We start from the raw sequence: 24473 nt of genomic DNA on the forward strand, positions 1-24473 counted from the left end.
CCCCGCCCTGCGACGAGCACGGGGCGGACTGCCCCGAGCTGGCCTGCGTGATCTGCGGCTGGGCGCTCGTCGGCCCCGTCGAGATCGCCCTCGTCCCGCGGCGCGCTCGCGCGCTGGGCGCCTGAGCTGGGCCGCACCCACCCCGGCGCCTCAGCCGGCGCCCGCACCCACCCGGCGCCTCAGCCGGCGCCGCCAGCCAGGCCGATCACCACGATCCCGCTCAGCGCCACGCTGACGCCGGCGATCTGGACGCGCATCAACCGCTCCCCCAGCACGACCCTGGCGAGCACGGCGGTCGCCACCGGGTAGAGCGACCCGAGCACGCTCACCACCGCGAGCAGGCCCTCAGTGGAGGCCTTGGCGAAGGTGCCGTTGGCCGCCGCGTCGGCGATGCCGATCGCGGCGAGCACGGGCAGGTCGCTCCAGCGCAGCCGCGCGTACGCCGTCTCGAAGCGCTCCCCACCGGGCGGGCGGGCGGAGCGTCGGGCGGCCGCCAGCAGGAGGACGAGACCCATGGTCGCGGCGGACACCCCGCGCTGGGTGAGCAGGGTCATCGGGACCGACGTACGTCCGGCCCGGGCGACGAACCACAGCACGAGCCCGAAGCCGACCGCCGCCACGAGGGCGAGCGCCACGGCGCGGACGCGGGCCGCCTCGGGAGCCTCCCCTCCGGCGGGGCGCAGCTCGGGACCGGAGGCCAAGACCACGCCCAGGATGGCGAGGGCGATCCCGAGGTCCTGTTCCGGCGAGGGCCGGTCCCCGCCGACCAGCCCGATCATGACCGGGACCACCACACCGGCCGCCGCGATCGGTGCGACCACTCCCATGGTCCCGGAGGCGAGCGCGGCGTAGAACGCGACGAGGGCCAGCGGCCCGACGACACCGGCCGCCGCGGCCCACGGGAGATAGCCGTGCGGTGCGTGCTCGGCGCCAAGCCACAGCACCCAGACCACGATCACGACGAGGGCCAGGCTCTGCGACACTGCGACGACGACGGTGGCCCGCAGCCGCCGGCTCACCAGCCCGCCGGCGAAGTCCGCCGACCCCCACAGGGCGCTGGAGAGCAGCGCGAGGATCGCGGCCATCCCCCGCAGCCTACGAGTCGCCCGACGGGGACGACCCTGCCGACGAGGCGTCCGGCGTGGCGGCGGGCGAAGGGGCGCCCGATCGAGGGACGGCGACCTACCCTCGAGGAGTGAGCGGCCAGGACCCGGGTGAGCCCCCCGAGGACTTCCAGCGGGCTGTGGCGGCCCTGCGCTCGGCCCGGCTGCGCCCCGAGGTCGTCCTCCAGGAGGCGCCGGCGCCGCAGCGGCTGGCGCCGTGGGCGGTGGCCCTCACCGCCGACGTCCTCCCCCCCGACGGCGGCGGCGAGGCCGAGCCGGAGGAGCTCGGCACCGGACGCTTCGTCCTGCTCTACGACCCCGACGGCCATGACTCCTGGGACGGGGTGTTCCGGGTCGTGACCTTCGTTCGTGCCGCGGTGGAGCCCGACGTCGCCGGGGACCCCATGCTGCCCTCGGTGGGGTGGTCCTGGCTGGTCGAGGCGCTGGAGGCCCACCAGGCCGACTACGCGCAGCCCAGCGGCACCGTCACCCGGGTCGCCTCGGAGTCCTTCGGCTCGCTGAGCGACCGCCCGCCGAGCGCGGAGCTGGAGATCCGGGCGTCCTGGACCGCCGCCGACCCCGAGCTCGGTCCGCACCTGCAGGCGTGGGGCGACCTGCTGGCCACCGCCGCCGGGCTGCCGCCGCTGGCGGCCGGCGTCGTGGCCCTCTCGCGGCTGCGCCGCGCCCGCTGAGTCACTCTCCCGGCCTCTTCCCAGCGCGCGTCCGCGCACTACAGGTGTGCCCGCACCGATCCGATGAAGGACAGGAGCGCCGGTACGCCCCACCCGGGGGTGAACGCCGGGGGCCGGAACCGGAGAACCAACGTGAGCGCACTCGTCGAGAGCCGGGGTACGCCGTACGCCGTACGGACTCCTCGGTTCACGGCCCTGGCTGTCATCACGGACGGCCGGCTGCGCGAGGTCGTCGTCCGGGGCCTGCACACCCTCGGCGCGCTCGAGGTCGTGGAGGCCGCGAGCATCGCCGAGGCCCGTGCGCGTACCCGCGCGGTCCCCCCGCTCGACCTGCTCGTCGTCGAGGTCAGCCTTCCCGACGGCTCCGGCGTCGCCCTCCTCTCCGAGCTGCGCGCCCAGGGGTGGCAGCGGGGCATCGCGCTCGCCGCCGACGGCGACCCCTTCTCCGTGCGCGCCGCGCTGTCCGCAGGGGTCCGCGGCTTCCTCGTGACCGAGGGGGACTCCCTGCACGGACGTACGTCCACCGGCTTGCCCCGCGGCATCCAGGACCTGTCGGCCCGCGAGGTCGAGGTGCTCCAGCTCGTGGCCGGCGGCCGATCCAATCGCGACATCGGCGAGGCGCTGCACCTGTCCGCCCTCACCGTGAAGAGCCACCTGGCCCGCATCTCCCGCAAGCTCGGCACCGGCGACCGCGCCGAGATGGTCGCCCTCGCGCTGCGGGCAGGCATCATCCGCTGACTCCCCGCCTCCCGGGCAGGTCGCGCACGCGGCCCTAAGGTGAGGCCCGTGACGGGGAGCGAGGAGCGCACGGTCGTCCCCCTGCTCGCGCCCCGGGACGGGCTGCCTCCGGTGGTCGAGGACCCGGTCGAGCTGGCCGAGACGGTCGCCGCCCTCGCCGCCGGCACCGGTCCGGTCGCGGTCGACGCCGAGCGGGCCTCCGGCTACCGCTACGGGCAGCGTGCCTACCTCGTGCAGCTGCGTCGCGAGGGCGCCGGCACCGCGCTTATCGACCCGATCGGCTGCCCCGACCTGTCCGCGCTCGGGGCGGCGCTCTCCGACGCCGAATGGGTCCTGCACGCCGCGAACCAGGACCTGGCATGCCTGGCCGACGTCGGCCTGCGCCCGCCGCGGCTGTTCGACACCGAGCTCGGCGCGCGGCTGGCCGGGCACCCCAAGGTCGGGCTCGGACCGCTCGTCGAGGAGGTGCTCGGGCTCTCGCTGGAGAAGGGCCACTCCGCGGCGGACTGGTCCACCCGGCCGCTCCCCGAGCCGTGGCTGCGCTACGCGGCGCTCGACGTCGAGGTCCTCGTCGACCTGCGGCACGCCCTGCACGCCGAGCTCGAGGAGCAGGGCAAGCTCGCCTGGGCGCTCGAGGAGTTCGACGCGGTGCGCAACGCCCCGCCGCCTCCGCCGCGGCCGGACCCCTGGCGCCGAACCTCCGGTCTGCACCGGGTCCGCAGCCCCCGAGGTCTCGCCGCGGTCCGCGAGCTGTGGACCACGCGGGACGCGCTGGCCCGCCAGCGCGACGTCGCCCCCGGGCGCCTGCTGCCCGACAGTGCCATGGTCGAGGCCGCGCTGGCCGCCCCGACGACCCTGGAGGCGCTCCTCGCCGTGCCCGGGTTCAACGGCCGGGGGGCACGCCGCTACGGCCCCCGCTGGCTCGAGGCCCTGCTGCGCGCGTACTCCTCCGACTTCCCGCCGGTCAGCCTGCCGAGCGAGGCTCCGCCGCCGGCGCGGTCCTGGCCCGACCGCGACCCGGCGGCAGCGGCGCGGCTCGCGGCGTGCCGGACCGCCGTCGCGGCGATCGCCGACGAGCACCGGCTGCCCGTGGAGAACCTGCTGGCGCCGGACACCGTGCGACGACTGTGCTGGACGCCGCCGGAGGACCTCGGCGAGGGTGCGGTGGCCGAGGTGCTGCGGGCGCACGGCGCGCGCACCTGGCAGGTGCAGCTCACCGCCCCCGTCCTCTCCGCCGCGCTGCGGCGGGTGCGAGACCACGCGTGAGTGCTCGGCTGCGCCTCGAACCGGTCGGCCTGGAGCGGGGCCGCGCGCTGGTCGAGGGCCACCTCGACGCGCTCGCGCCGTTGCACGCGGGGGCCGGCTGGCCGCACGCCGACACCATGGACGGCCTGCGCATGTCGCTCGCGGAGCCCATCGACGACGAGCAGACCGCGCTGCTCGCAGTGCTGGTCGACACCGACGAGGTGGTCGGCGAGGGGGGCTGGAAGGGGCCGCCAGGACCCGACGGCGTGGTGGAGATCGGCTACGGGTTGGCGCCGCCCTACCGGGGCCGGGGTCTCGGCAGCGAGCTGGTCGGGCTGCTCACGGCGTGGGTGCTCGACCAGGAGGGCGTACGGCGCGTCGTCGCGGAGGTCCTGGCCGACAACCTGCCCTCCCGGCGGGCGCTGGAACGTAACGGCTACCGGCTCACCCACGTCGACGAGCCCTACGTCTGGTACGCCTACGCGCCCTGACCGGGGGTGCTGGCCAGACTTTGTTACTGGTGAGTAGCATGGTTGGGTCAGGGTCCGCCGCCGCCCCCCGGAGCCGTCCGTGAGTCCTCGAACCAGCCGCGACGTCGTGTTCGTCGACGGAGTCCGTACGCCCTTCGGCAAGGCCGGGCCGACCGGCCTGTACGCCGAGACCCGTGCCGACGACCTCATCGTGACCCTGATCCGCGAACTGCTGCGGCGCCACCCGCAGCTGCCGCCGGCGCGCGTCGATGAGGTGGCGGTCGCCGCCACCACCCAGATCGGCGACCAGGGGATGACCATCGGTCGCTCGGCGGCCATCCTCGCCGGGCTGCCGAGCAGCGTCCCGGGCTTCGCGATCGACCGGATGTGCGCCGGCGCGATGACCGCGGTGACCACGGTCTCGAGCGGGATCGCCTTCGGCGCCTACGACGTCGCGATCGCCGGCGGTGTCGAGCACATGGGCCACCATCCGATGGGCGAGGGCATGGACCCGAACCCACGCTTCGTCGCCGAGCGGCTCGTCGACGCCGACGCCCTCGTCATGGGCAAGACCGCCGAGCGGCTCCACGACCGCTTCCCGCAGCTGACCAAGGCCCGGGCGGACGCGTTCGCCGCGGCCAGCCAGGAGAAGCTCGCCAAGGCGTACGCCAACGGCAAGATCCAGCCCGACCTGGTGCCGATCGCGACCCGCTCCGCCGAGCTCGGCTGGGGGCTGGCCACCACCGACGAGCCGCCGCGCCCGGGGACGACCGTCGAGGCCCTCGCCGGCCTGCGCACGCCCTTCCGCCCGCACGGCAACATCACCGCCGGGAACGCGGCCGGCCTCAACGACGGGGCCACAGCCTGCCTGCTCGCAGCCGCCGACACCGCCGCGGAGCTCGGCCTGGCCACCCGGATGCGCCTGGTCGGCTATGCCTTCGCCGGTGTCGACCCCGAGGTGATGGGCGTGGGCCCGATCCCCTCCACCGAGCGGGCCTTGGCCCTCACCGGCCTTCGCATCGAGGACATCGGTCTCTTCGAGCTCAACGAGGCCTTCGCGGTGCAGGTGCTCGCGCTGCTCGACCACTTCGGCATCGCCGACGACGACCCGCGGGTGAACCCCTACGGCGGAGCCATCGCCGTCGGCCACCCGCTGGCCTCCTCCGGGGTGCGCCTCATGACCCAGCTGGCCCGTCAGTTCGAGGACCACCCCGAGGTGCGCTACGGCATCACGGCCATGTGCGTGGGTCTGGGCCAGGGCGGGACGGTCATCTGGGAGAACCCGCACCACGACGCATCGAAGGGCTGAGGCATGGCTGACGCACCGAGCACCACGACGCTGGCGGGACCGGACGACGAGGTCGTCACCAAGGCGCTGCTGCGTTACGTCGAGCTCCCCTACGGGGCCGGGACGGCCGCGCTCATCACCCTCGACAACGGACGCGACCACACGCGGCCCTCGACCTTCGGTGCCGGCGGCCTCGCCTCGCTGTCCGCCGCGCTCGACGAGGTGGTCGCACGCAGCGACCTGGTCGCGGTCGCGGTCACCGGCAAGCCGTTCGTCTTCGCGGTCGGCGCCGACCTCACCGGCATGGGGCGGCTGCGCGACCGGTCGGACGCCCTCGCCGTCGCGCGCACCGGGCACGCGGTCTTCCGCCGTCTCGGGGAGCTGTCGATCCCCTCCTTCGCCTTCGTCAACGGCGCGGCCATGGGCGGTGGTCTCGAGCTCGCGCTGCACTGCACCTACCGCACCGTGTCCGGGAACGCGGCCGCGCTGTCCCTCCCCGAGTGCTTCATCGGCCTGGTCCCCGGCTGGGGCGGCACCTACCTGGTGCCGAACCTCGTCGGGGCCGCCGGTGCCGTCACGCTCATCATCGAGAACCCGCTCAGCCAGAACCGTCAGCTGCGGCCGGCCCAGGCGCTCGAGCTCGGCATCGTGGACCGGCTCTTCGAGCCGGCCGACTTCCTCGAGCAGTCCCTCGCCTTCGCGGCCCGGGTCGTCACCGGCGCCGAGCGCGTCGAGCGCGCGCCGGTCGACCGCTCCCCCGAGACCTGGGGCGAGGCGGTGGCGGCCGGTCGCGCCCTCGCCGAGGAGCGGCTGCACGGCGCCGCCCCGGCGCCGCTGCGCGCGCTCGACCTCATCGAGGCGGCGCGCACCCGGACCAGGGACGAGGGGTTCGCCGCCGAGGACGAGGCCCTCGCCGACCTGGTGCTCAGCGACGAGCTGCGGGCCTGCCTGTACTCCTTCGACCTGGTCCAGCGGCGCGCCAAGCGCCCGGCGGGCGTACCCGACGCCGCTCTCGCGCGGCCGGTCAGCAAGGTCGGCGTGGTCGGCGCCGGGCTCATGGCGGGGCAACTGGCCCTGCTGTTCGCGCAGCGGCTGAAGGTGCCCGTCGTCCTCACCGACCTCGACCAGGCGCGCGTCGACAAGGGTCTCGCCGGCGTGCGCGGCGAGGTCGACAAGCTGCTGAAGAAGCGACGGATCAGCCCGGACGAGGCGAACCGGCTCAAGGCGTCGGTGACCGGCTCGACCGACAAGGCGGCGTTCGCCGACGCCGACTTCGTCATCGAGGCCGTCTTCGAGGAGATGAAGGTCAAGCAGCAGGTCTTCGCCGAGCTGGAGGCCATCGTCTCCGACACCTGCATCCTGGCCACGAACACCTCGTCCCTGTCGGTCACCGAGATGTCCGAGCACCTGGACCACCCGGAACGCGTGGTGGGCTTCCACTTCTTCAACCCGGTGGCGCAGATGCCGCTGCTGGAGATCGCCCGTACGCCGCGAAGCGACGACGCCACCGTCGCGACCGCGTTCGCCGTCGCCAAGGCCCTGAAGAAGTCCGCGGTCCTGGTCAAGGACTCCCCCGGGTTCGTCGTGAACCGGCTGCTGACCCGGTTCATGGGCGAGGTGAACGCGGCGATCGACGAGGGGACGCCCATCGAGGTCGCCGACCACGCGCTGGACCCGCTCGGCCTGCCGATGTCGCCGATGATGCTGCTCCAGCTGGTCGGTCCGGCCGTCGCCCTGCACGTCGGCGAGACGCTGCACGACGCCTTCCCGGACCGCTTCGGGGTCTCGCGGAACCTCGCCCGGCTGGTCGCCTCGGGTCGGACCGCGGTCTACACATGGGGCGAGGACGGCCTGGTCGTCGACCCGGAGGTCGCAGATCTCTACGAGCTGGGCTCGCAGCCGTCGTCGGCGGAGCAGGTCCGGACCCGAGCCGTGGACGCGCTGGCGCAGGAGGTCCGGCTGATGCTCGACGAGGGCGTGGTGACCGCGGTGCAGGACCTCGACCTGTGCATGCTGCTCGGCGCCGGCTGGCCGTTCCACCTCGGCGGGATCTCGCCCTACCTCGACCGCACCGGCGCCTCTGAGCGGGTCACCGGTGCGCGGTTCCTGCCCCCCGGGGTCGCCAGCCTGCCGGCCTAGCGCCCATGTCGCTCCCCGCCGGCGTGGCGCTACGGCAGCAGCAGGCTGATGAGGCGGCAGCCGTCCGTGCCGTCGTCGCCTCGGCGTTCGGCGACGCGGTCGTCGGCGACCTGGAGGCCGCGCTGGCGAGACGGGCCGGCAGCATGGCGTACGTCGCGGTGGCGCCGGGCGGCGTGCTCGGCCAGGTACGGCTGACGTGGGGCTGGCTGGACGCCCCCGAGCGGCTCGTACCGGTGCTGGTCCTCAGCCCGCTGTCCGTGGCCCCGGCCTGGCGACGGCGCGGTGTGGGTCGCGCGCTGGTCGCGCGAGCGATCGCCGCAGCGGGCGAGGCGGGCGCCCCCCTGCTCTTCCTCGAGGGGGACCCCGCCTACTACGCCCGCTGCGGCTTCGAGCCGGCCGGTCCACTGGGCTTCCTGCGGCCCTCGGTACGCATCCCGGAGCCCGGGTTCCAGGTGGTGCGGCTGCCCGGGCACGAGTCCTGGATGACCGGAGCGCTCGTCTACCCCGACACCTTCTGGGAGTACGACCGCGTCGGGCTCCGGGACGGCGGAGCCGAGGTCGCCCGCCCCTAGCGTCACGGCCAGGTAGGGCCTCGGTACCGGCAGAGCTCACCCCCGGATCTCCCCATGGACGAACGCGGGGCGAAGCTTGCGGCGTTCGGTCGTCACCCGAACGCATGGCGTCACGGGCGTCACCGGTTCGAGGGAGCCCCGCGGCGGCGGTGAGTCGATACCGTCGGAGCGTGATCCCGCAGGACGTCCCGGTCAGCGACGCCGAACGGGCCGCACTGCGGCAGTGCGTGCTCGCCGTGGCGGTGCTGCACGACGTCGACCTCGAGCCCGACGACGCCGGCGTACGCCTGTCGTCGGGCCGGCTGGTCCCGTGGGAGACGCTGTCACTGGCGCTGCGGCCGGTCGACCCGAGCGCACCCGCGGCGCGGGCCCGGCTCGCCCGCTGGCTGGTGGCGCTGCGGATGATCTCGTGGCGCTCGCCCGACGACCTCGCGGAGCGCGCGAGACCGGTCGGCCTGCCGGTGGGGCACACGTTGCACCCCGGCCTGTCCTGGGTGCGCGAGCCGGTCCGCGGGGGCGCCGTGCACCTGGGGCTGGGGTTCGTGGGGGTCGGTGCCGACCCCGAAGGGGTCCACGTCCTGCCCGCGGGAGTCGTCGAGGTGGCCGCCGGGGACGCGGGCCTGCTGAGTGAGTGGTGGTCGCGGGCGCGAGGCTACGTCGAGGAGATGGGCGCGCTGGCCGCCCAGCGCTACCTTCGCCGGCCGGACGGCCCCCTGCGTCCGATGGGCGACGCCGACGTGGTGACCTTGCTGGCCTCCGAGGAGCTGCGCAGCGTCCTCGCGGCCGGACGGGCGCAGGGGCTGCGCGCCGCCGCGGTACCCACCCGACGCCGGGGTTGGCTGGACCTGTCCAGGACCGACCCGGCCTTCGCGCTGTGCGCGGCGTCGCTCGCCGAGCCCGACGATCGCGGGTTCCCGCGCCCGCTGCTCATCACCCGCGAGGAGGTGACGATGGCTCGCGAGGGCGGGGACCCTGTCCTGCAGGCGCTGCGCGAGCAGGCAGCCCCGGACCCCATCGTCTCCCCGATGGGCTGGGCCTGACCGGCGGCTCAGGTGGGGCTGTGCTCGGCCTGCGCCTCCAGGCCGGCCACCGCCTCGACGATCCCGCGAGAGATGTCCTGTGCGGTGAGGCCGAGGTCGTCGAGCAGCTCCGCGCGCCGGCCGTGCTCCAGGAATCGGGCGGGCAGCCCAAGGTCGCGGACCGGGGTCGGCACGCCACGGTCGCGCAGCAGCTGGGCGAGGGCGCTCCCGACCCCGCCGACGCGGACCCCGTCCTCGATGGTGACCACGAGACGATGCCGTTCGGCCTGGGCGAGCACCTCGGCCGGCATCGGCTTGACCCAGCGAGGGTCGACGACGCTCACCCCGATGCCCTGGTCGACGAGGCGACCGGCGACCTCGACCGCCAGCGCCGCCATCACCCCCACCGGCACCAGCAGCACGTCCGGGTCGCCGCTGCGCAGCAGGACGTCGACGCCACCCCGACGCTCGACCGCCGGCAGGTCGACGCCCACCGGACCGGTCGGGAACCGCAGCACGGTCGGCGCGTCGGAGACGCCGACGGCCTCCCGCAGCTCCTCGCGCAGCGTGACGGCGTCGCGCGGCGCAGCGATGCGCAGACCGGGGACGACCTGCAGGATCGCGAGATCCCACATGCCGTGGTGCGAGGCGCCGTCGGGGCCGGTCACGCCCGCCCGGTCGAGGACGAAGGTGACCCCGGCCCGGTGCAGGGCGCAGTCCATGAGCAGCTGGTCGAAGGCGCGGTTGAGGAACGTCGAGTAGACCGCCACCACCGGGTGCAGACCCGCGAACGCCAGCCCGGCGGCCGACGTCGCGGCGTGCTGCTCGGCGATGCCGACGTCGAAGACCCGTCGCGGAAAGGCCTCGGCGAAGCCGGACAGGCCGGTCGGGGCCAGCATCGCCGCCGTGATGGCGACCAGGTCGGCGCGCTCGCGCCCGAGGGTGAGCAGCTCGGCGCCGAAGACCGCGGTCCAGGTCAGGGGCGCCTCGTTCACCGGCTGCCCGGTCAGCGGGTCGATGACCCCGACCGCGTGGAACTGGTCGATCTCGTCCTGCTCCGCCGGCTCGTAGCCGAGCCCCTTGTGGGTGATCGCGTGCACGATGACGGGCCCGCCGTAGGTCCGCGCCAGCCGCAGGGCGTGCTCCACCGCCGCGATGTCGTGGCCGTCGACCGGGCCGACGTACTTCAGGCCCAGGTCCTCGAACATCCCCTGCGGCGCGACGATGTCCTTCAGGCCCTTCTTGACCCCGTGGAGGGTCTCGTAGATCGGAGGGCCGACCACGGGGGTACGCCCGAGGACGCTACGGCCCCAGTCGAGGAACCGCTCGTACCCCCCGGTCGTGCGCAGCGTCGCCAGGTGGTGGGCGAGCCCGCCGATGGTCGGTGCGTAGGAGCGGGCGTTGTCGTTGACGACGATGACCAGGGGCCGATGCTTGGCCGCGGCGATGTTGTTCAGCGCCTCCCAGGCCATGCCACCGGTGAGCGCGCCGTCGCCGATGACGGCCACGACCGACCGGCGCCCGAGCTCACCGGTGATCTCGTAGCCCTTGGCGATGCCGTCCGCCCAGGACAAGGCGGTGGAGGCGTGGGAGTTCTCGACGACGTCGTGGTCGGACTCGGCACGGCTCGGGTAGCCCGACAGCCCGCCGCGGGTGCGCAGGGAGTCGAATCCCCCGGCCCGCCCGGTGATGATCTTGTGGACGTACGCCTGGTGGCCGGTGTCCCACACGATGCGGTCCCGCGGCGAGTCGAACACCCGGTGCAGCGCCAGGGTGAGCTCCACCGCGCCGAGGTTGGGCCCGAGGTGGCCACCGGTGCGCGAGACCTCCTGGACCAAGAAGGTGCGGATCTCCGCGGCCAGCTCCTGGCACTGCTCGAGGGACAGCGCCCGCAGGTCCTTGGGCGAGCCGATCCCGGCCAGCAGCCCCACCGAAACACCTCCTGGACGCGCGCGTCGCGCGAGCCCCCAGTCTAGGTCGCGCGCTCCCGCTACGCCCCCGCACGCAGCGCGGACAGGCGCCCGATCGGGTCGTCGAGCAGCCCTTCGAAGGCTCGCTCGGCCGCGCCCAGCAGCGTCGAGTCGTCGCCCAGCCCGGGTGCGATGAGGCGCACCCCGTCGCTGGACGGCCGGAGCCCGCTGGCCAGGGCCTCTCGCAGCTCGTGCTCGACGTAGGGCAGCAGGTGCTGCATCTGCCCGCCGAAGATGACCACCGCCGGGTTGAAGATGTTGACCATGTTGGTCACGCCGAGGCCGAGCACCCGGCCCACCTCACGCAGCCCCGCCAGGGTGGCTGCCTCGCCACGGGCGGCCGCCGCCACCACGTCGCCGAAGGAGGCGTCCGCCGGGTGTCCGGTGGCCGCGCGGACGGCATCCTCGCCGACCTCCGTCTCCAGGCAGCCACGCCCCCCGCAGTGGCACGGCCGGCCACCGGGGTTGATGACCATGTGGCCGACCTCCCCGGCGTAGCCGCTCACGCCGGACATGGCCTGCCCGCCGGTGATGATCCCCCCGCCCAGGCCGACCTCGCCGGAGAGGTAGATGAGGTCCTGGACGTCGGCGGCGCCGCCGCGTACGTGCTCGGCCAGCGCGCCGAGGTCGGCGTCGTTGCCGACGCTGATCGGGACCGTCGCCGCGACGTGCTTGGCGACCAGGTCGGCCAGGGGGACGTCCACCCAGCCCAGGTTGGGGGCCAGCCGAACCAGCCCGTCGTCGCGCCGGACGATGGCCGGCACCGCGATGCCCACACCGACCAGGAGCGAGCGCCCCGGTGTGGTCTGGCTCAGCGCGCGGGTCGCAGTCGCTGCGCGCCGCAGCAGCTTGACCGGCTCGTAGTCCTGCGTGCTCAGCCCGAACTGACGCCGGTCCAGGATCTGCCCGCCCAACCCGACCCGGGCAGCGACGACGCGGTCGACGCCGATGTCGAGCGCGAGCACGTAGACCCGCTCCCGCTCGGGGGTGACGACCAGCGACGGGCGCCCCGCTCCGTGCCGCTCGCCGAGGGTCTCCTCGCGAATGAGGCCCGCCTCGGCCAGCTCCGCCGCCAGGGTCCCGATGGTGCTGCGATTGAGGCCCGTGGCGGCCGTGAGCCTCGCCCGTGAGGTCGGACCCTGGACGTGGACGGCGCGCAGCAGAACCGAGAGGTTGTGCCGCCGAACCTCGTCCTGGGTCCGACCGGGGCGTGCGTGCGAGAGCTCGTTCACCCCGCTGCCGCGGCTCGGCGCCGGGAAAGCGCGTCGACCGTCGCGGCGACGAGGAGGACCAGGCCGGTGAAGATGTACACCCACGCGGCCTTGAGCCCCAGCAGGAGCATGCCGTTGCTGATGACCGCGACGACCAGGCCACCGATGACGGCGTCGATCACGCGGCCCTTGCCACCGAACAGCGAACAGCCGCCGATGACGGCGGCGCCGACGGCGAGCAGCAGGTCCGTGCCCGTTCCGGTGGTCGGCGAGATGGAGTTGTTGCGGCTGGCGTAGAGGATGCCCGCCACTCCGGCCATGGTCGAACAGATCATGAAGCAGATCGTCTTGACCAGCTTCACGTTGATGCCGGCGCGACGGGCAGCCTCGGCGTTGCCGCCGATCGCGTAGACGTGGCGCCCGAAGGGCAGCCGCACGAGCAGGAAGGTCAGACCCAGCAACAGCACGAGCATGAGGACGACGACCTGGGGCACGCCCTGGATGGTGACCGCCTTGTTGAAGCTGCGGTCCTTGTTCAGGATGTAGGTCGCGTACCCGAGCAGGACGGCGAGTATCAGCGACTTCAGTCCCCAGACCAGCACGCTCTGTGTCGCCAGCCCGCTGCGGCGCCGCGAGATCATGCGCGAGTAGCCGAGCAGGGCGTACCCGCCCACGCAGACCGCGAAGAGCAGCCACCCGGCCCAGATCGGCAGGTTGTTGTTGTTGATCGCGAGCACCTGCTTGTCGGTGATCGGGACGGTGCCGCCCTCGCCGATGATCGCGAGCATCACGCCCTGCAGGCTGAGGAACGTCGCCAGCGTCACGACGAAGGACGGGATGCCCAGTCGCGTGACGACGAGCCCGATGAACAGGCCGATGACGGCGCCGGTCAGCAGGCAGGCCAGGATGCCGGCCCACCACGGCCAGTGGTGGTTGAACAGGGTCCATCCCATGACCGCACCACAGGTGCCGGCGGTGACGCCTGCGGACAGGTCGATCTCGCCGAGCAAGAGGACGAAGATCAGGCCCATTGAGATCGTGGTCACCGCCACGCCCTGGTTGATCAGGTTCGCGAAGTTCGCGGCGGTCTTGAAGGTGTCCGGGCGAAGGGCCGAGAAGATGACGAACAAGACGATCAGGCCGAGTACGGCGGGCAGCGAGCCGACATCGCCGCCGCGCAGCTTGTCGCGGTAGGCCTTGAGGCTGTCGACGACTCCGAGCTCTTGGGCCTGCGCGCTCTCCGCCGTGGCGACAGCGGGTGCGGTGGTGGTCATTCCTCGTCTCCTGACATCACGTGAGGGAGGACGTCCTCGGGGATGGGGGGAAGCGTCTCGGTGCCACCGGGAACAGGCTCTGGGCGCGGCAGACCGATGTCACCGCTGCGACCGGCGGTGATCAGCTCCACCACCTGCTGGTTGTTGACCGACGCGGCGTCGATCTGCGCCACCATCTGGCCGAGGTAGAGGACGGCGATGTCGTCCGCGACGGCGAACACGTCATTGAGGTTGTGGCTGATGAGGATCACCGCGAGGCCGCGGTCGGCGAGGCGGCGTACCAGACGCAGCACCTGCTCGGTCTGGGCCACACCCAGGGCGGCGGTGGGCTCGTCGAGGATGACCACCTTGGAGTTCCAGAGGACCGCCCGCGCGATGGCCACGGTCTGGCGTTGGCCACCGGAGAGGCTGGCCACGACCTGCCGGATGGAGGTGACCGTGCGGACGGACAGCCCGGCGAGGGTCTCCCCCGCCTTGCGCTCCATCTCGGTCTCGTCGAGCAACCCGTTCTTGGTCTGCTCGCGGCCCAGGAACATGTTGTGGACGATGTCGAGGTTGTCGCACAACGCCAGGTCCTGGTAGACGACCTCGATCCCGAGGTCGTTGGCGTCGCGCGGGGTGTGGACGTGGACCTCTTGGCCCTCGAAGGTGTAGACGCCCGAGTCGAACCCGTGGATCCCGGCGAGCCCCTTGATCAGGGTGCTCTTGCCGGCGCCGTTGTCGCCGACGAGCGCGGTGACCTTGCCCGAGTAGACGTCAAGGTCCACGCCGCGCAGGACATGGACCGGCCCGAAGCTCTTGTTCACGTCGCGCAGGGTCACCAGGGGGCCGCCCCCTGTCCCGGTCTGCGGCGACGGGCGTTCTGCTGTGACGGTCATGCACACCTCGTCCGGAAGGTCTGGAACCGGGGCCGGCGGCGGGTTGCGCCGCCGACCCCGGTCGGTCGGTCAGGAACTGCTTCTGACGCTGTCCAGTGTCGGACTAGCTGATGCCCTCCTGGGTGCAAACGGCAGCAGCGGCACCAGTGCAGACATTCTTAGCGGTGGTGTAGCCGGAGTCGATGACGACCTTCACGTTGTCCTTGAAGATCGCGACGGGCGTCGCGGCCGCGAAGGCCACCATCTTCTTGGTCTGGGTGTCCTCGATCTGGCTCGTGGCGATGCTCGAGGCGTCCTGACCGTTGATCAGCGCGATGGCGATCTTCGAGGCCAGGGCGGCCTCGAGGTTGGTGTTCTTGAAGACGGTCACGCACTGCTGGCCGAGCAGCACGCGCTGCAGGCCCTCGTCCGTCGCGTCCTGACCGGTGAAGGGGATCTTGCCGAGCACGCCCTCCTTGGCCATGGCCGCGGCCACGCCGCCACCCATGCCGTCGTTGGCCACGATGGCACCCTGGATGTTGCCCTTCTGAGCGGTGTAGAACTGCTCCCACACCGTCTGGGCGACGTTCGGGTCCCAGTTGCCGCTCTGGTCGCCGACCAGCTTGTAGGCACCCGAGGCGATCTTGGCCTTCAGCGCCTGGACGTAGCCCTGCTTGAACAGCGCCGCGTTGTTGTCGGTGGCGGCACCGTTGATGTAGACGATGTTGGCCTTGGTGACGCCCTTGTCGGTCAGGCACTTGATGAGGCCCTGACCCTGCAGCTCGCCGACCTTGACGTTGTCGAAGGACACGTAGTAGTCCGCGCCGCCGCCCAGCGTCAGCCGGTCGTAGTCGATGGTCTTGATCCCGGCCGCCTTGGCCTTGTTCAGGCACGCGGTGCCGCTCTGCGAGTCGAGGTTGACGATGATGAGCACCTTGACCTGCTCGGTGATCATCGCGTCGCAGATCTGCCCGAACTTGGGCACGTCACCCTCGGCGTTCTGGATGTCCGACTGGATGTTGGCGGCGTCGAAAGCCTTCTTCAACGACGGACGGTCGTTGTTCTCCCAGCGGGCCGAGGACTTGGTGTCGGGCAGGATCACACCGACCTTGCCAAGCGAGGCTCCGCTCGCCGCCGTGGAGGTACCCGTGCTCGCGGCCGCGCTGGTGCCGGCGCTCGAGCCGCCGCTCGAGCCGCTGCTCGAGCTGCTGCTACAGGCCGCAAGGGCCACGGCCGCTACCGCGAGTGCGGTGACGGCCAACAGGGAACGCTTGCGCATCGTGAGACCTGTTCCTTTCGGTGGATGACGCGGAATCGGTTGCTGAGAGACAGACCGAGCGTTGGCCCCGACAGGGGCGGCGCCGACGGACGGCCGGAAAATGTTGGCGGACACAACATATGGATCGTGTGCAACGTCAGCAAGCGTTCTCGTACAACGTTCTGGGCACAGCGATCACAATTCCGTAACGGGGCGTTAACCCGGATGGGCCGCGCCCCGAGTCCGGGCGTACCGCTCGCGCACCTCTGGGGCAGGGTCGCGCTCGACGACGCTGACGGCGCCTAGCGGCCAGTGCGGGGGCTCCACTCCGCCCGCCAGCGCCCAGGCCGCCTGGCGGGCGGCACCGTCGGCGACGTACTCGCCCGGGGGTGGCACGTGGACCGCGACCCCGAACAGCGCCGCCGCGACCTCCTGGACCGCGGGTGAGGCGGCCGCGCCGCCGATCAGGAACACCCGGCGCGGGCGTACGCCCTGCCGGACGAGCGCGTCCACCGCGTCGGCGAGGCCGCAGAGCATGCCCTCGACGCAGGCGCGGGCCACGTTGGCCGGCGTGAGGTTGCTCCTGGTGATCCCGTGCAGGCTCCCTCGCGCGTCGGGCAGGTTGGGGGTGCGCTCCCCGTCGAGGTAGGGCAGGAGGACGAGGCCATCGGCTCCCGCCGGGGCAGACAGCGCGAGGTCGCTGAAGGCGGCCGTGTCGACGCCGAGGAGCGACGCGCCCGCCGTCAGCACCCGGGCCGCGTTGAGCGTGGCCACGAGCGGCAGGAAGCGACCGGTGGCGTCGGCGAACCCCGCGACCTGGCCGCTGGCGTCCGCGGCGGGTGTGTCGCTGACCGCGAAGGCCGTACCCGACGTACCCAGGGACACCGCCACGTCCCCAGGGCTCAGTGCGAGCCCGAGCGCCGCGCCCATGTTGTCGCCGGTCCCCGGGGCGAGCAGAACGCCGTCCGGGGTGCTGCCCACGACCTCGGCCGGCGCGGCGACACGGGGAGGCACCGCCGGGTGTCCCAGCGCGCGCACCAGCAGGTCCTCCCGGTAAGCCCCCGCAGGCCCCGACCAGTACCCGGTGCCGGACGCGTCCCCGCGGTCGGTCGTCGGCTCCTCGCCGCGGCCGGCCAGGCACCAGGTGAGCCAGTCGTGCGGGAGCAGCACCCGGGCGGTGCGCGCGGCGTGCTCGGGCTCGACCCGGGCCATCCAGCGCAGCTTGGTGACCGTGAAGCTCGCGACCGGCACCAGCCCCACCGTCCGCGCCCACTCCTCGGGACCACCGAGCTCGGCGATGAGGTCCGCGGCGTCGGGCGCCGATCGGGTGTCGTTCCAGAGGATCGCGGGGCGGATCACCGCCCCGGCGTCGTCCAGCGCGACCATGCCGTGCTGCTGGCCGGCCACCCCGATGACGGCGACGTCGTCGAGCAGGCCCGCACTCGCCTCGGTGAGCGCGCGCCACCACGCCTGCGGCGGGCATTCCGTCCCCTCGGGGTGTGCCGCACGGCCGCTACGGACCAGCGCACCGGTGGCGACGTCACGCACGACGACCTTCACCGACTGCGTGGAGGAGTCGACCCCGGCGACGAGCGGCATGGCAGGTGACCCTAGCGAGCACGCGGTCCCCAGGAGCCGCCGAGCCTCAGAGACGCGGGACGAAACGCTTTCCCCGCAACGCCTGCTCGACCAGGTCGACCGCCCGCGACAGGGCCAGCAGCCGAGCGCCCTCGGCCTCCCACGCCTGCAGCGCCTCGGCGACGACCTCCGGGGAGACCACGTCGCGCAACTCGGTACGCGCGCTGCGATAGCCGTCCCGGGCGGCGCCGAGCGCGCCGGCGACGTGGTGCGCCGTGAACCGCGCGAGCACCACCGGATGTCGACGCAGGATCTCGTGCGCCCGGAACTCGGGTGGTGCCTGGTCGAGCAGCCAGGCGGCCGCCGACTCGACGAAGCCGTCGGACTCCGGCGGCTCCACCTCGCGCGGCCATCCCGGGGGAACGCTCATCGCCGGCTCCGGTGGAGCGTCGCGATGGTCGTGTCAGACGGATCGTGCGCCAGGGCGCCCGAGACGTCTGACACGACGTCAGGAGGCGAGGAGCTGGCGCAGCACGTACGGCATGATCCCGCCGTGGCGGTAGTAGTCCGCCTCGCCGGGGGTGTCGATGCGCACGACGGCGTCGAAGGTCGTGACCGTGCCGTCCTCGGCGATCGCCGTCACCTGCACGGTCCGCGGCGTGGCGCCCCCGTTCAGCGCGGTCACGCCGGCGATGTCGAAGGTCTCGCGTCCGGTCAGCCGGAGGCTCGCCGCGCTCCGCCCGTCGGGGAACTGCAGTGGCAGCACACCCATCCCGATGAGGTTGGAGCGGTGGATGCGCTCGTAGGACTCGGCGATGACCGCCCGTACGCCGAGCAGCGCGGTGCCCTTGGCCGCCCAGTCCCGCGAGGACCCCGAGCCGTACTCCTTGCCGGCGACGACGACGAGCGGGACGCCCGCCTCGGCGTAGGCCGCGGCGGCGTCGTAGATGGTGGTCTGCTCCCCCGTCAGGTGGTTGCGGGTGAAGCCGCCCTCGACGCCGTCGAGGAGCAGGTTGCGCAGCCTGATGTTCGCAAACGTCCCGCGGATCATCACCTCGTGGTTGCCCCGCCGCGACCCATAGGAGTTGAAGTCGCGCCGCTCGACGCCGTGGTCGGCGAGGTAGCGGCCAGCCGGGCCGTCCGGCTTGATGTTGCCCGCCGGGGAGATGTGGTCGGTCGTCACCGAGTCACCGAGCAGTGCGAGCACGCGCGCGCCTCGGATGTCCGTGACTGGCTGCGGGTCGCGCGGCATGCCGTCGAAGTACGGCGGCTTGCGCACGTAGGTCGACCCGGTGTCCCACGCGAAGGTCTCCCCCGTCGGCGTCGGCAACGACGTCCACCGCTCGTCGCCCGCGAAGACGTCGGCGTAGTCCTTGGTGAACATCTCGGCGGCGACGCAGGTGTCGATGACCTCCTGCACCTCCTGCGGCGAGGGCCACACGTCGGCGAGCAGCACCGGGTTGCCCTGGGGGTCGTGGCCGAGCGGCTCGGTGGCGAAGTCGTGGTCCATCGTGCCCGCGAGGGCGTATGCGACGACCAGCGGCGGGGACGCCAGGTAGTTCATCTTCACGTCGGGCTGGATGCGTCCCTCGAAGTTGCGGTTTCCCGACAGGACCGCGACCGCGGCCAGGTCGCTGTCGTTGATGGCGCGGCTCACCGGTTCCGGCAGTGGCCCCGAGTTCCCGATGCACGTGACGCAGCCGTAGCCGACGAGGTTGAACCCGAGCTTGTCCAGGTAGGGCGTCAGGCCGGCGCGGTCGTAGTAGTCCATGACCACCTTCGACCCCGGCGCGAGGGTCGTCTTCACCCACGGCTTGGTGGAGAGGCCTCGCTCGACGGCGTTCTTCGCGAGCAGGGCGGCCCCGACCATCACCGAGGGGTTGGACGTGTTGGTACAGCTGGTGATGGAGGCGATGACGACGGCACCGTGGTCGATCTCGCACCGCGTCCCGTCGTCGAGCACGACCGGCGTGGGTCGGGCGGCCCGCCCGCCGGGTGCGCTCGTGGACGGGGCGTCGCTGGCGGGGAAGGACTCCTCGTCGGCCACGTCGACCCCGTTGTCCTTGACGTAGCCGGTGAGCGCGCTGCGGAACGCCCACTTCGACTCCGACAGCGGGACCCGGTCCTGCGGACGCCGGGGACCGGCGATCGAGGGGACGACGCTGCCGAGGTCGAGCTCGACGTACTGGCTGTACACCGGCTCGTGGGCAGGGTCGTGCCACAGCCCCTGGAGCCGCGCGTACGCCTCGACGAGCGCGACGTGCTCCGCCGGGCGGCCGGTGAGCCTCAGGTAGCGCAGCGTCTCCTCGTCGATCGGGAAGATGGCGCAGGTCGATCCGTACTCCGGGCTCATGTTGCCGATGGTCGCGCGGTTGGCGAGCGGTACGGCGGCCACGCCCTCGCCGTAGAACTCGACGAACTTGCCGACGACGCCGTGCCGGCGCAGCAGCTCGGTGATGGTGAGCACGAGGTCGGTCGCCGTCGCCCCCTCCGGCAGCTCGCCGGTCAGCTTGAAGCCGACGACGTTGGGGATGAGCATCGACACGGGCTGGCCGAGCATCGCGGCCTCCGCCTCGATACCGCCGACGCCCCAGCCGAGCACACCGAGCCCGTTGACCATCGTCGTGTGGCTGTCGGTGCCGACGACGGTGTCCGGGTACGCCCGCAGGACGCCGTCCACGGTGCGGGTCATCACCACGCGCGCGAGGTACTCGATGTTGACCTGGTGCACGATCCCGGTGCCGGGCGGAACCACCTTGAACTGCTCGAACGCGGTCTGACCCCAGCGCAGGAACTGGTAGCGCTCCCGGTTGCGTCCGTACTCGATCTCGACGTTTCGGGCGAAGGAGTCGGGGGCGCCGAAGACGTCGGCGATGACGGAGTGGTCGATGACCAGCTCGGCCGGTGCAAGCGGGTTGACCCGGCCCGGGTCTCCCCCGAGGTCACGGACGGCCTCGCGCATCGTCGCCAGGTCGACCACGCAGGGCACGCCGGTGAAGTCCTGCATGACCACGCGCGAGGGGGTGAACTGGATCTCGGTGTCCGGCTCCCCCGCGGGATCCCAGTCCACCAGGGCGCGGACGTGCTCGGCCGTGATGTTGGCGCCGTCCTCGGTGCGCAGCAGGTTCTCGAGCAGGATCTTCAGCGAGTACGGCAGGCGGGCGGCCCCCTCGAGGCCCGGGATCCCAGTGGTCCGGAAAACCTCGTACCGCTGCCCGCCGACCTCGAGGCTGCCACGGCTGCCGAAGCTGTCGATGCCCGTCATGGAATCCCCTTGTCCCGCACCATCGTCTCGCCACCAGGTCCCGTCAGTATCCCGTGCCCAAGTATCTTGATGTCAAGATACTTGGGTCACCAGGACAGGCCGGCGCGGGCCAGCTCCGCCTCCAGGGTGAGCCGGTCCACGGCGTCCAACGGCTCGTGGCCGAGGCGGCGTGGGGTCGGGACGTCCAGGGCGAAGCAGGCAGCCACGAGCAGGTCGTCGTAGGCGATCCCGGCCGCCCGCAGCCGGGTGAGCTTGCCGGGCTGGTTGGAACGCTCGGCCCGTGCGTAGTCGGCGGCGAGGCGGTGCAGGTCGGCACCGATGCGCTCGATCGGCGGCCGGCTCGTCCGCAGCCCTCGCCCATGGTTCAGCCGGGCCGCGACCAGCGGACCGAACAGGTGGATCATCGCCCACAACGCCAGGACGGGGGCGACGACCACCGCGGGGTAGAGCAGGAGGGGCACGAGGGCGCCGTCACCTCCCCAGATCGTCCTCGATCCGCGTGGCACTCGATCCTCGCACCAGTTGGCTCCCGGCACACCTCCTGGCGCCTCAGGCGCCGACGGGGACGAACGCCCCGACGCACTCCACGTGGTGGGTCATCGGGAAGCAGTCGAAGGCACGCAGGTCGGCCAGCGCGTAGCCCAGGTCGGTGAAGGTGCGTACGTCGCGCGCGAACGCAGCGGGGTCGCACGCGACATAGGCCACGGCACGCGGGGCCAGCCGGGCCACCGCCTCGACGACATGGCGTCGGGCGCCCGCGCGCGGCGGGTCGAGAACCACCAGGTCGGCGCGGCGCACGTGCCCTGCGGCGAGCCAGTCCTCGACGGCGGCCTCGTGCAGGCGAACCGTCGGCAGGTCGTGCAGGTTGCGGCGGGCGTCGCCCACGGCGATCGCCGAGGCCTCCACGGCGTCCACCCGTCCGCCGGCGCCGAGCCGGGCGGCCAGGACGCCGGCGAACAGCCCGACGCCGGCGTAAAGGTCCAGGGCCTGCTCCCCCGGCCGGGGGTCGAGAAGCTCGATCGCGGTCGCCGACAGCACTTCGGCCGCACCTGGGTGCACCTGCCAGAAGCCGTCCCCGGAGACCCGCCAGGTACGTCCGCCAGCCGCCTCCGTCACCCGGGAACCTGAGACCGGGCGGCCGTCGACGCTCACCACCGTGCCGGCCACACCCCCGACGGCGACGGCGACCTCCCCTGCCCCGGGCCAGGTGCGCCGGAGGACACCGGTGGCGAGGACCCGAGTATCGGCGATCGGGCAGTCCTCGAGGACCTCGACGTCGTGCGAGCGGTGGCGGCGAAGCCCTGCCCGCTCCGAGGCGGCGTCGATCGCGAAGCGCTCCCGGGTCCGCCAGCCGAGGCCCTCGGGGGCGCCCGCCACCTCCTCGACCCGCACCTCACGCTCCACCCCGCCGAGGCGACGAAGCGACTCCGCGACCACGGCGGCCTTGAGCTCGCGCTGGGTGGCGAGGTCGGCGTGCTGCCAGTCGCACCCGCCGCAGCGCCCGGGCCCGGACGCGGGGCACGGGGGGACCACCCGTCCGGGCGAGGGCGTGATCACCTCGACCGCGTCGGCTCGCAGGTACCGTGCCGACCGGCCGGTGACGACCGCGCGGACCCGCTCGCCGGGGAGGGTGTGGCGGACGAAGACCACCTGGCCGTCGGCGCGCGCGACGCAGTGGCCCCCGTGGGCCACGGGGCCGACATCGAGCACGAGCTCGGCGGGCGTGGCGGGATCTGGGGTCACGGAGCGTCAGCGGCGGCGGGGGCGCTGTCCTGCTTCGGCTTGGTCGCCGATGCGCTGGTCACCTGCGAGGAGCGCAGCTGCCAGGGGACGCTCGTGACCATGACGCCGGGCGTGAACAGCAGGCGCCCCTTCAGCCGCAGGGCCGACTGGTTGTGCAGCAGGTGCTCCCACCAGCGGCCGACGACGTACTCGGGGATGTAGACGATCACCAGGTCGCGCGGGGAGCGGCGGTGGATCCCGCGGACGTAGCTCAGCACCGGACGGGTGATCTCTCGATACGGGGAGTCCAGGACCTTGAGCGGTACCGGGATGCCACGCCGGTCCCACTCGCTGGCCAGCCGCTCGGAGTCCCCGCTGTCGACGTTGACGGTCAGTGCCTCGATGGTCGTGGGTCGCGTCGCCCGGGCGTAGGCGATGGCCCGCAGGGTCGGCTTGTGCAGCTTCGAGACCAGGATGATCGCGTGCACCCGCGACGGCAGCGCGACGTCGGACTCGTCGGCGACCAGCTCGCTGCTCACCTTGTCGTAGTGGCTTCGGATGCCGCGCATGAGGAACCACAGGAACACCATGGCCACGACAGCGATCCAGGCGCCGTGGACGAACTTCGTGATGAGAACGATCACGAGAACGGTGCCGGTCATGACGAACGCGAAGGCGCTGATCCCCCGGCGCCGCATGGTCCGCCGTCGTTCGGGGCCGCTGAGATCCCCTGCCGCCAGCAGCCGGTTCCAGTGCCGGACCATGCCTCCCTGGCTGCAGGTGAACGACACGAACACACCGACGATGTAGAGCTGGATCAGCGTCGTCGAGTTGGCGCCCGACGCCCAGATCAGCAGCCCGGCGAACCCGGCCAGGAGCAGGATGCCGTTGCTGAACACGAGGCGGTCGCCACGCTTGTGCAGCTGGCGGGGCATGTAGCTGTCCTGGGCCAGGATCGAGGCCAGCACCGGGAAGCCGTTGAACGCGGTGTTGGCGGCCAACACGAGGATGATCGCGGTGATGAACTGCACGTAGTAGAAGGGCAGGTTGGTGTTCCCACCGAAGACCGACGCCCCGATCTGGGCGATGACCGTGGGGATCGGCTGGTCGGAGGGATAGCCGACGAGGTCGCTTGAACGGCTGGCGTCGACGTAGTGGACGTGCAGGGCGATGGCCAGGAAGGTCACGCCCGCGAACATGGTGAGGGCGATGCCACCCATGAGCGCCAGCGTCGCGGCCGCGTTCTTCGACTTCGGCTTGCGGAAGGCGGGCACGCCGTTGGAGATGGCCTCGACACCGGTCAGGGCGGTGCAGCCGGAGGCGAAGGCGCGCAGCCCCAGGAACAGCAACACGAGCGTGGACGGGTTCACCAGCTCCGGTTTGATCGGGTACTTGGCCGTCGAGGCGAGCAGGTGCTGGCCGGACGCGAGCCGGGCGACCCCAACAACGACCATGCCGATGATGCCGATCATGAACCCGTACGTCGGGATCGCGAAGGCGACGCCGGACTCGCGGATGCCGCGCAGGTTGAGCAGCACGATGATCGTGACGATCGACAGCGTCGTCGCCACCTTGTGCGCGTCCATCCACGAGAACGCCGGCGTCGAGGCCAGGTTCTCCACTCCGGCGGTCGTGCTCACGGCCACGGTCAGGACGTAGTCGACGAGCAGCGCCGCCGCGACCACCAGGCCGAACTTCGGACCCAGGTTGGTGTTGGCGACCTCGTAGTCCCCGCCGCCGCTGGGATAGGCGTAGACGTTCTGCCGGTACGCCGCCACCACGGTGAGCAGCACCAGCATCACGCCGCCGGCGGCGTACCAGGTGAAGTGCAGATACGCGGTGCCGGCCAGGGCCAAGACGATGAGGATCTCCTGCGTGGCATAGGCCACGGACGACATCGCGTCGCTGGCGAAGACCGGCAGCGCGATGCGCTTGGGCAGCAGCGTCTCGCCCAGCCGGTCGCTGCGCATGGCACGACCGACGAGGAAGCGCTTGGACCACTCGGCCAGGTGGGTCACGACGGGAAGCGTAGGGCTCCCGGGGCCGGCGCTCTCGAAGTCCTCGATGTGGCA

The 24473-nt window shown here is 72.6% G+C and carries 20 protein-coding genes; 8 read left to right on the plus strand and 12 right to left on the minus strand.

Annotated features, from left to right (window positions below; translation table 11 throughout):
* Positions 1 to 179: 179 nt before the first annotated feature.
* Complete coding sequence (locus VMI11_02565; protein ID HTY71287.1) at positions 180 to 1085, minus strand: EamA family transporter; 906 nt, start codon at positions 1083 to 1085, stop codon at positions 180 to 182.
* 110 nt (positions 1086 to 1195) lie between these two features.
* Here VMI11_02565 and VMI11_02570 point away from each other — a divergent pair, with 110 nt between their 5' ends.
* The 8 genes from VMI11_02570 to VMI11_02605 all read left to right on the plus strand — a co-directional run bounded on the left by VMI11_02570 (position 1196) and on the right by VMI11_02605 (position 9287).
* Positions 1196 to 1795 (plus strand): DUF3000 domain-containing protein, encoded by a 600-nt coding sequence (locus VMI11_02570; GenBank protein ID HTY71288.1) that lies wholly within the window; start codon positions 1196 to 1198, stop codon positions 1793 to 1795.
* Between the two features lie 195 nt (positions 1796 to 1990).
* Positions 1991 to 2533 carry a response regulator transcription factor gene (locus tag VMI11_02575; GenBank protein HTY71289.1) on the plus strand — a complete coding sequence of 181 codons (543 nt, stop codon included), beginning with the start codon at positions 1991 to 1993 and terminating at the stop codon, positions 2531 to 2533.
* Positions 2534 to 2581: 48 nt separating this feature from the next.
* Complete coding sequence (locus VMI11_02580; GenBank protein ID HTY71290.1) at positions 2582 to 3799, plus strand: HRDC domain-containing protein; 1218 nt, start codon at positions 2582 to 2584, stop codon at positions 3797 to 3799.
* Complete coding sequence (locus VMI11_02585) at positions 3796 to 4269, plus strand: GNAT family N-acetyltransferase (protein ID HTY71291.1); 474 nt, start codon at positions 3796 to 3798, stop codon at positions 4267 to 4269. Before VMI11_02580 ends, VMI11_02585 begins: the two co-directional genes overlap by 4 nt.
* Before the next feature lie 79 nt (positions 4270 to 4348).
* Positions 4349 to 5557: a thiolase family protein gene (locus VMI11_02590; GenBank protein ID HTY71292.1), complete on the plus strand. Its 1209-nt coding sequence runs from the start codon at positions 4349 to 4351 to the stop codon at positions 5555 to 5557.
* Between the two features lie 3 nt (positions 5558 to 5560).
* Entirely contained in the window at positions 5561 to 7675 is a 2115-nt protein-coding gene (locus VMI11_02595) for a 3-hydroxyacyl-CoA dehydrogenase NAD-binding domain-containing protein (GenBank protein ID HTY71293.1), read from the plus strand.
* A 5-nt stretch (positions 7676 to 7680) separates the two neighbouring features.
* The gene (locus tag VMI11_02600) at positions 7681 to 8247 is read left to right on the plus strand and encodes a GNAT family N-acetyltransferase (GenBank protein HTY71294.1); all 567 of its coding nucleotides are present in this window, start codon (positions 7681 to 7683) and stop codon (positions 8245 to 8247) included.
* Between the two features lie 170 nt (positions 8248 to 8417).
* Entirely contained in the window at positions 8418 to 9287 is an 870-nt protein-coding gene (locus VMI11_02605; GenBank protein HTY71295.1) for a hypothetical protein, read from the plus strand.
* An 8-nt stretch (positions 9288 to 9295) separates the two neighbouring features.
* On the opposite strand, the gene dxs is transcribed toward VMI11_02605, so the two are convergent.
* The 11 genes from dxs to VMI11_02660 all read right to left on the minus strand — a co-directional run bounded on the left by dxs (position 9296) and on the right by VMI11_02660 (position 24419).
* Positions 9296 to 11197 carry a 1-deoxy-D-xylulose-5-phosphate synthase gene (gene dxs / locus VMI11_02610; protein ID HTY71296.1) on the minus strand — a complete coding sequence of 634 codons (1902 nt, stop codon included), beginning with the start codon at positions 11195 to 11197 and terminating at the stop codon, positions 9296 to 9298.
* 59 nt (positions 11198 to 11256) lie between these two features.
* Positions 11257 to 12468, minus strand: coding sequence for an ROK family protein (locus VMI11_02615; GenBank protein ID HTY71297.1), 1212 nt, complete (start codon positions 12466 to 12468; stop codon positions 11257 to 11259).
* On the minus strand, positions 12465 to 13721 hold the full coding sequence (locus VMI11_02620) for an ABC transporter permease (GenBank protein ID HTY71298.1): 1257 nt from the start codon (positions 13719 to 13721) through the stop codon (positions 12465 to 12467). Before VMI11_02620 ends, VMI11_02615 begins: the two co-directional genes overlap by 4 nt.
* Positions 13718 to 14599: an ATP-binding cassette domain-containing protein gene (locus tag VMI11_02625; protein HTY71299.1), complete on the minus strand. Its 882-nt coding sequence runs from the start codon at positions 14597 to 14599 to the stop codon at positions 13718 to 13720. The genes VMI11_02620 and VMI11_02625 overlap by 4 nt, the downstream gene beginning before the upstream one ends.
* Before the next feature lie 103 nt (positions 14600 to 14702).
* The gene (locus tag VMI11_02630; GenBank protein HTY71300.1) at positions 14703 to 15857 is read right to left on the minus strand and encodes a substrate-binding domain-containing protein; all 1155 of its coding nucleotides are present in this window, start codon (positions 15855 to 15857) and stop codon (positions 14703 to 14705) included.
* Positions 15858 to 16052: 195 nt separating this feature from the next.
* The gene (gene xylB / locus VMI11_02635) at positions 16053 to 17435 is read right to left on the minus strand and encodes a xylulokinase (GenBank protein ID HTY71301.1); all 1383 of its coding nucleotides are present in this window, start codon (positions 17433 to 17435) and stop codon (positions 16053 to 16055) included.
* A 46-nt stretch (positions 17436 to 17481) separates the two neighbouring features.
* The gene (locus VMI11_02640; protein ID HTY71302.1) at positions 17482 to 17844 is read right to left on the minus strand and encodes a hypothetical protein; all 363 of its coding nucleotides are present in this window, start codon (positions 17842 to 17844) and stop codon (positions 17482 to 17484) included.
* Between the two features lie 78 nt (positions 17845 to 17922).
* Positions 17923 to 20679 carry an aconitate hydratase AcnA gene (gene acnA, locus VMI11_02645; GenBank protein HTY71303.1) on the minus strand — a complete coding sequence of 919 codons (2757 nt, stop codon included), beginning with the start codon at positions 20677 to 20679 and terminating at the stop codon, positions 17923 to 17925.
* An 86-nt stretch (positions 20680 to 20765) separates the two neighbouring features.
* Positions 20766 to 21140 (minus strand): hypothetical protein, encoded by a 375-nt coding sequence (locus tag VMI11_02650; GenBank protein ID HTY71304.1) that lies wholly within the window; start codon positions 21138 to 21140, stop codon positions 20766 to 20768.
* Between the two features lie 88 nt (positions 21141 to 21228).
* Positions 21229 to 22422 (minus strand): TRAM domain-containing protein, encoded by a 1194-nt coding sequence (locus VMI11_02655; GenBank protein HTY71305.1) that lies wholly within the window; start codon positions 22420 to 22422, stop codon positions 21229 to 21231.
* Positions 22419 to 24419 carry an APC family permease gene (locus VMI11_02660; protein HTY71306.1) on the minus strand — a complete coding sequence of 667 codons (2001 nt, stop codon included), beginning with the start codon at positions 24417 to 24419 and terminating at the stop codon, positions 22419 to 22421. The genes VMI11_02655 and VMI11_02660 overlap by 4 nt, the downstream gene beginning before the upstream one ends.
* Between the last annotated feature and the right edge of the window lie 54 nt (positions 24420 to 24473).

This window comes from Actinomycetes bacterium (assembly GCA_035506535.1).
Classification (GTDB): domain Bacteria; phylum Actinomycetota; class Actinomycetes; order DATJPE01; family DATJPE01; genus DATJPE01.

Coding starts and splice junctions, on each gene's coding strand:
- VMI11_02600 (HTY71294.1), top strand. CDS start 7,681: ATGTCGCTCCCCGCCGGCGTGGCGCTACGGCAGCAGCAGGCTGATGAG.
- VMI11_02595 (HTY71293.1), top strand. CDS start 5,561: ATGGCTGACGCACCGAGCACCACGACGCTGGCGGGACCGGACGACGAG.
- VMI11_02565 (HTY71287.1), bottom strand. CDS start 1,085: ATGGCCGCGATCCTCGCGCTGCTCTCCAGCGCCCTGTGGGGGTCGGCG.
- xylB (HTY71301.1), bottom strand. CDS start 17,435: ATGCCGCTCGTCGCCGGGGTCGACTCCTCCACGCAGTCGGTGAAGGTC.
- acnA (HTY71303.1), bottom strand. CDS start 20,679: ATGACGGGCATCGACAGCTTCGGCAGCCGTGGCAGCCTCGAGGTCGGC.
- VMI11_02620 (HTY71298.1), bottom strand. CDS start 13,721: ATGACCACCACCGCACCCGCTGTCGCCACGGCGGAGAGCGCGCAGGCC.
- VMI11_02640 (HTY71302.1), bottom strand. CDS start 17,844: ATGAGCGTTCCCCCGGGATGGCCGCGCGAGGTGGAGCCGCCGGAGTCC.
- VMI11_02630 (HTY71300.1), bottom strand. CDS start 15,857: ATGCGCAAGCGTTCCCTGTTGGCCGTCACCGCACTCGCGGTAGCGGCC.
- VMI11_02625 (HTY71299.1), bottom strand. CDS start 14,599: ATGACCGTCACAGCAGAACGCCCGTCGCCGCAGACCGGGACAGGGGGC.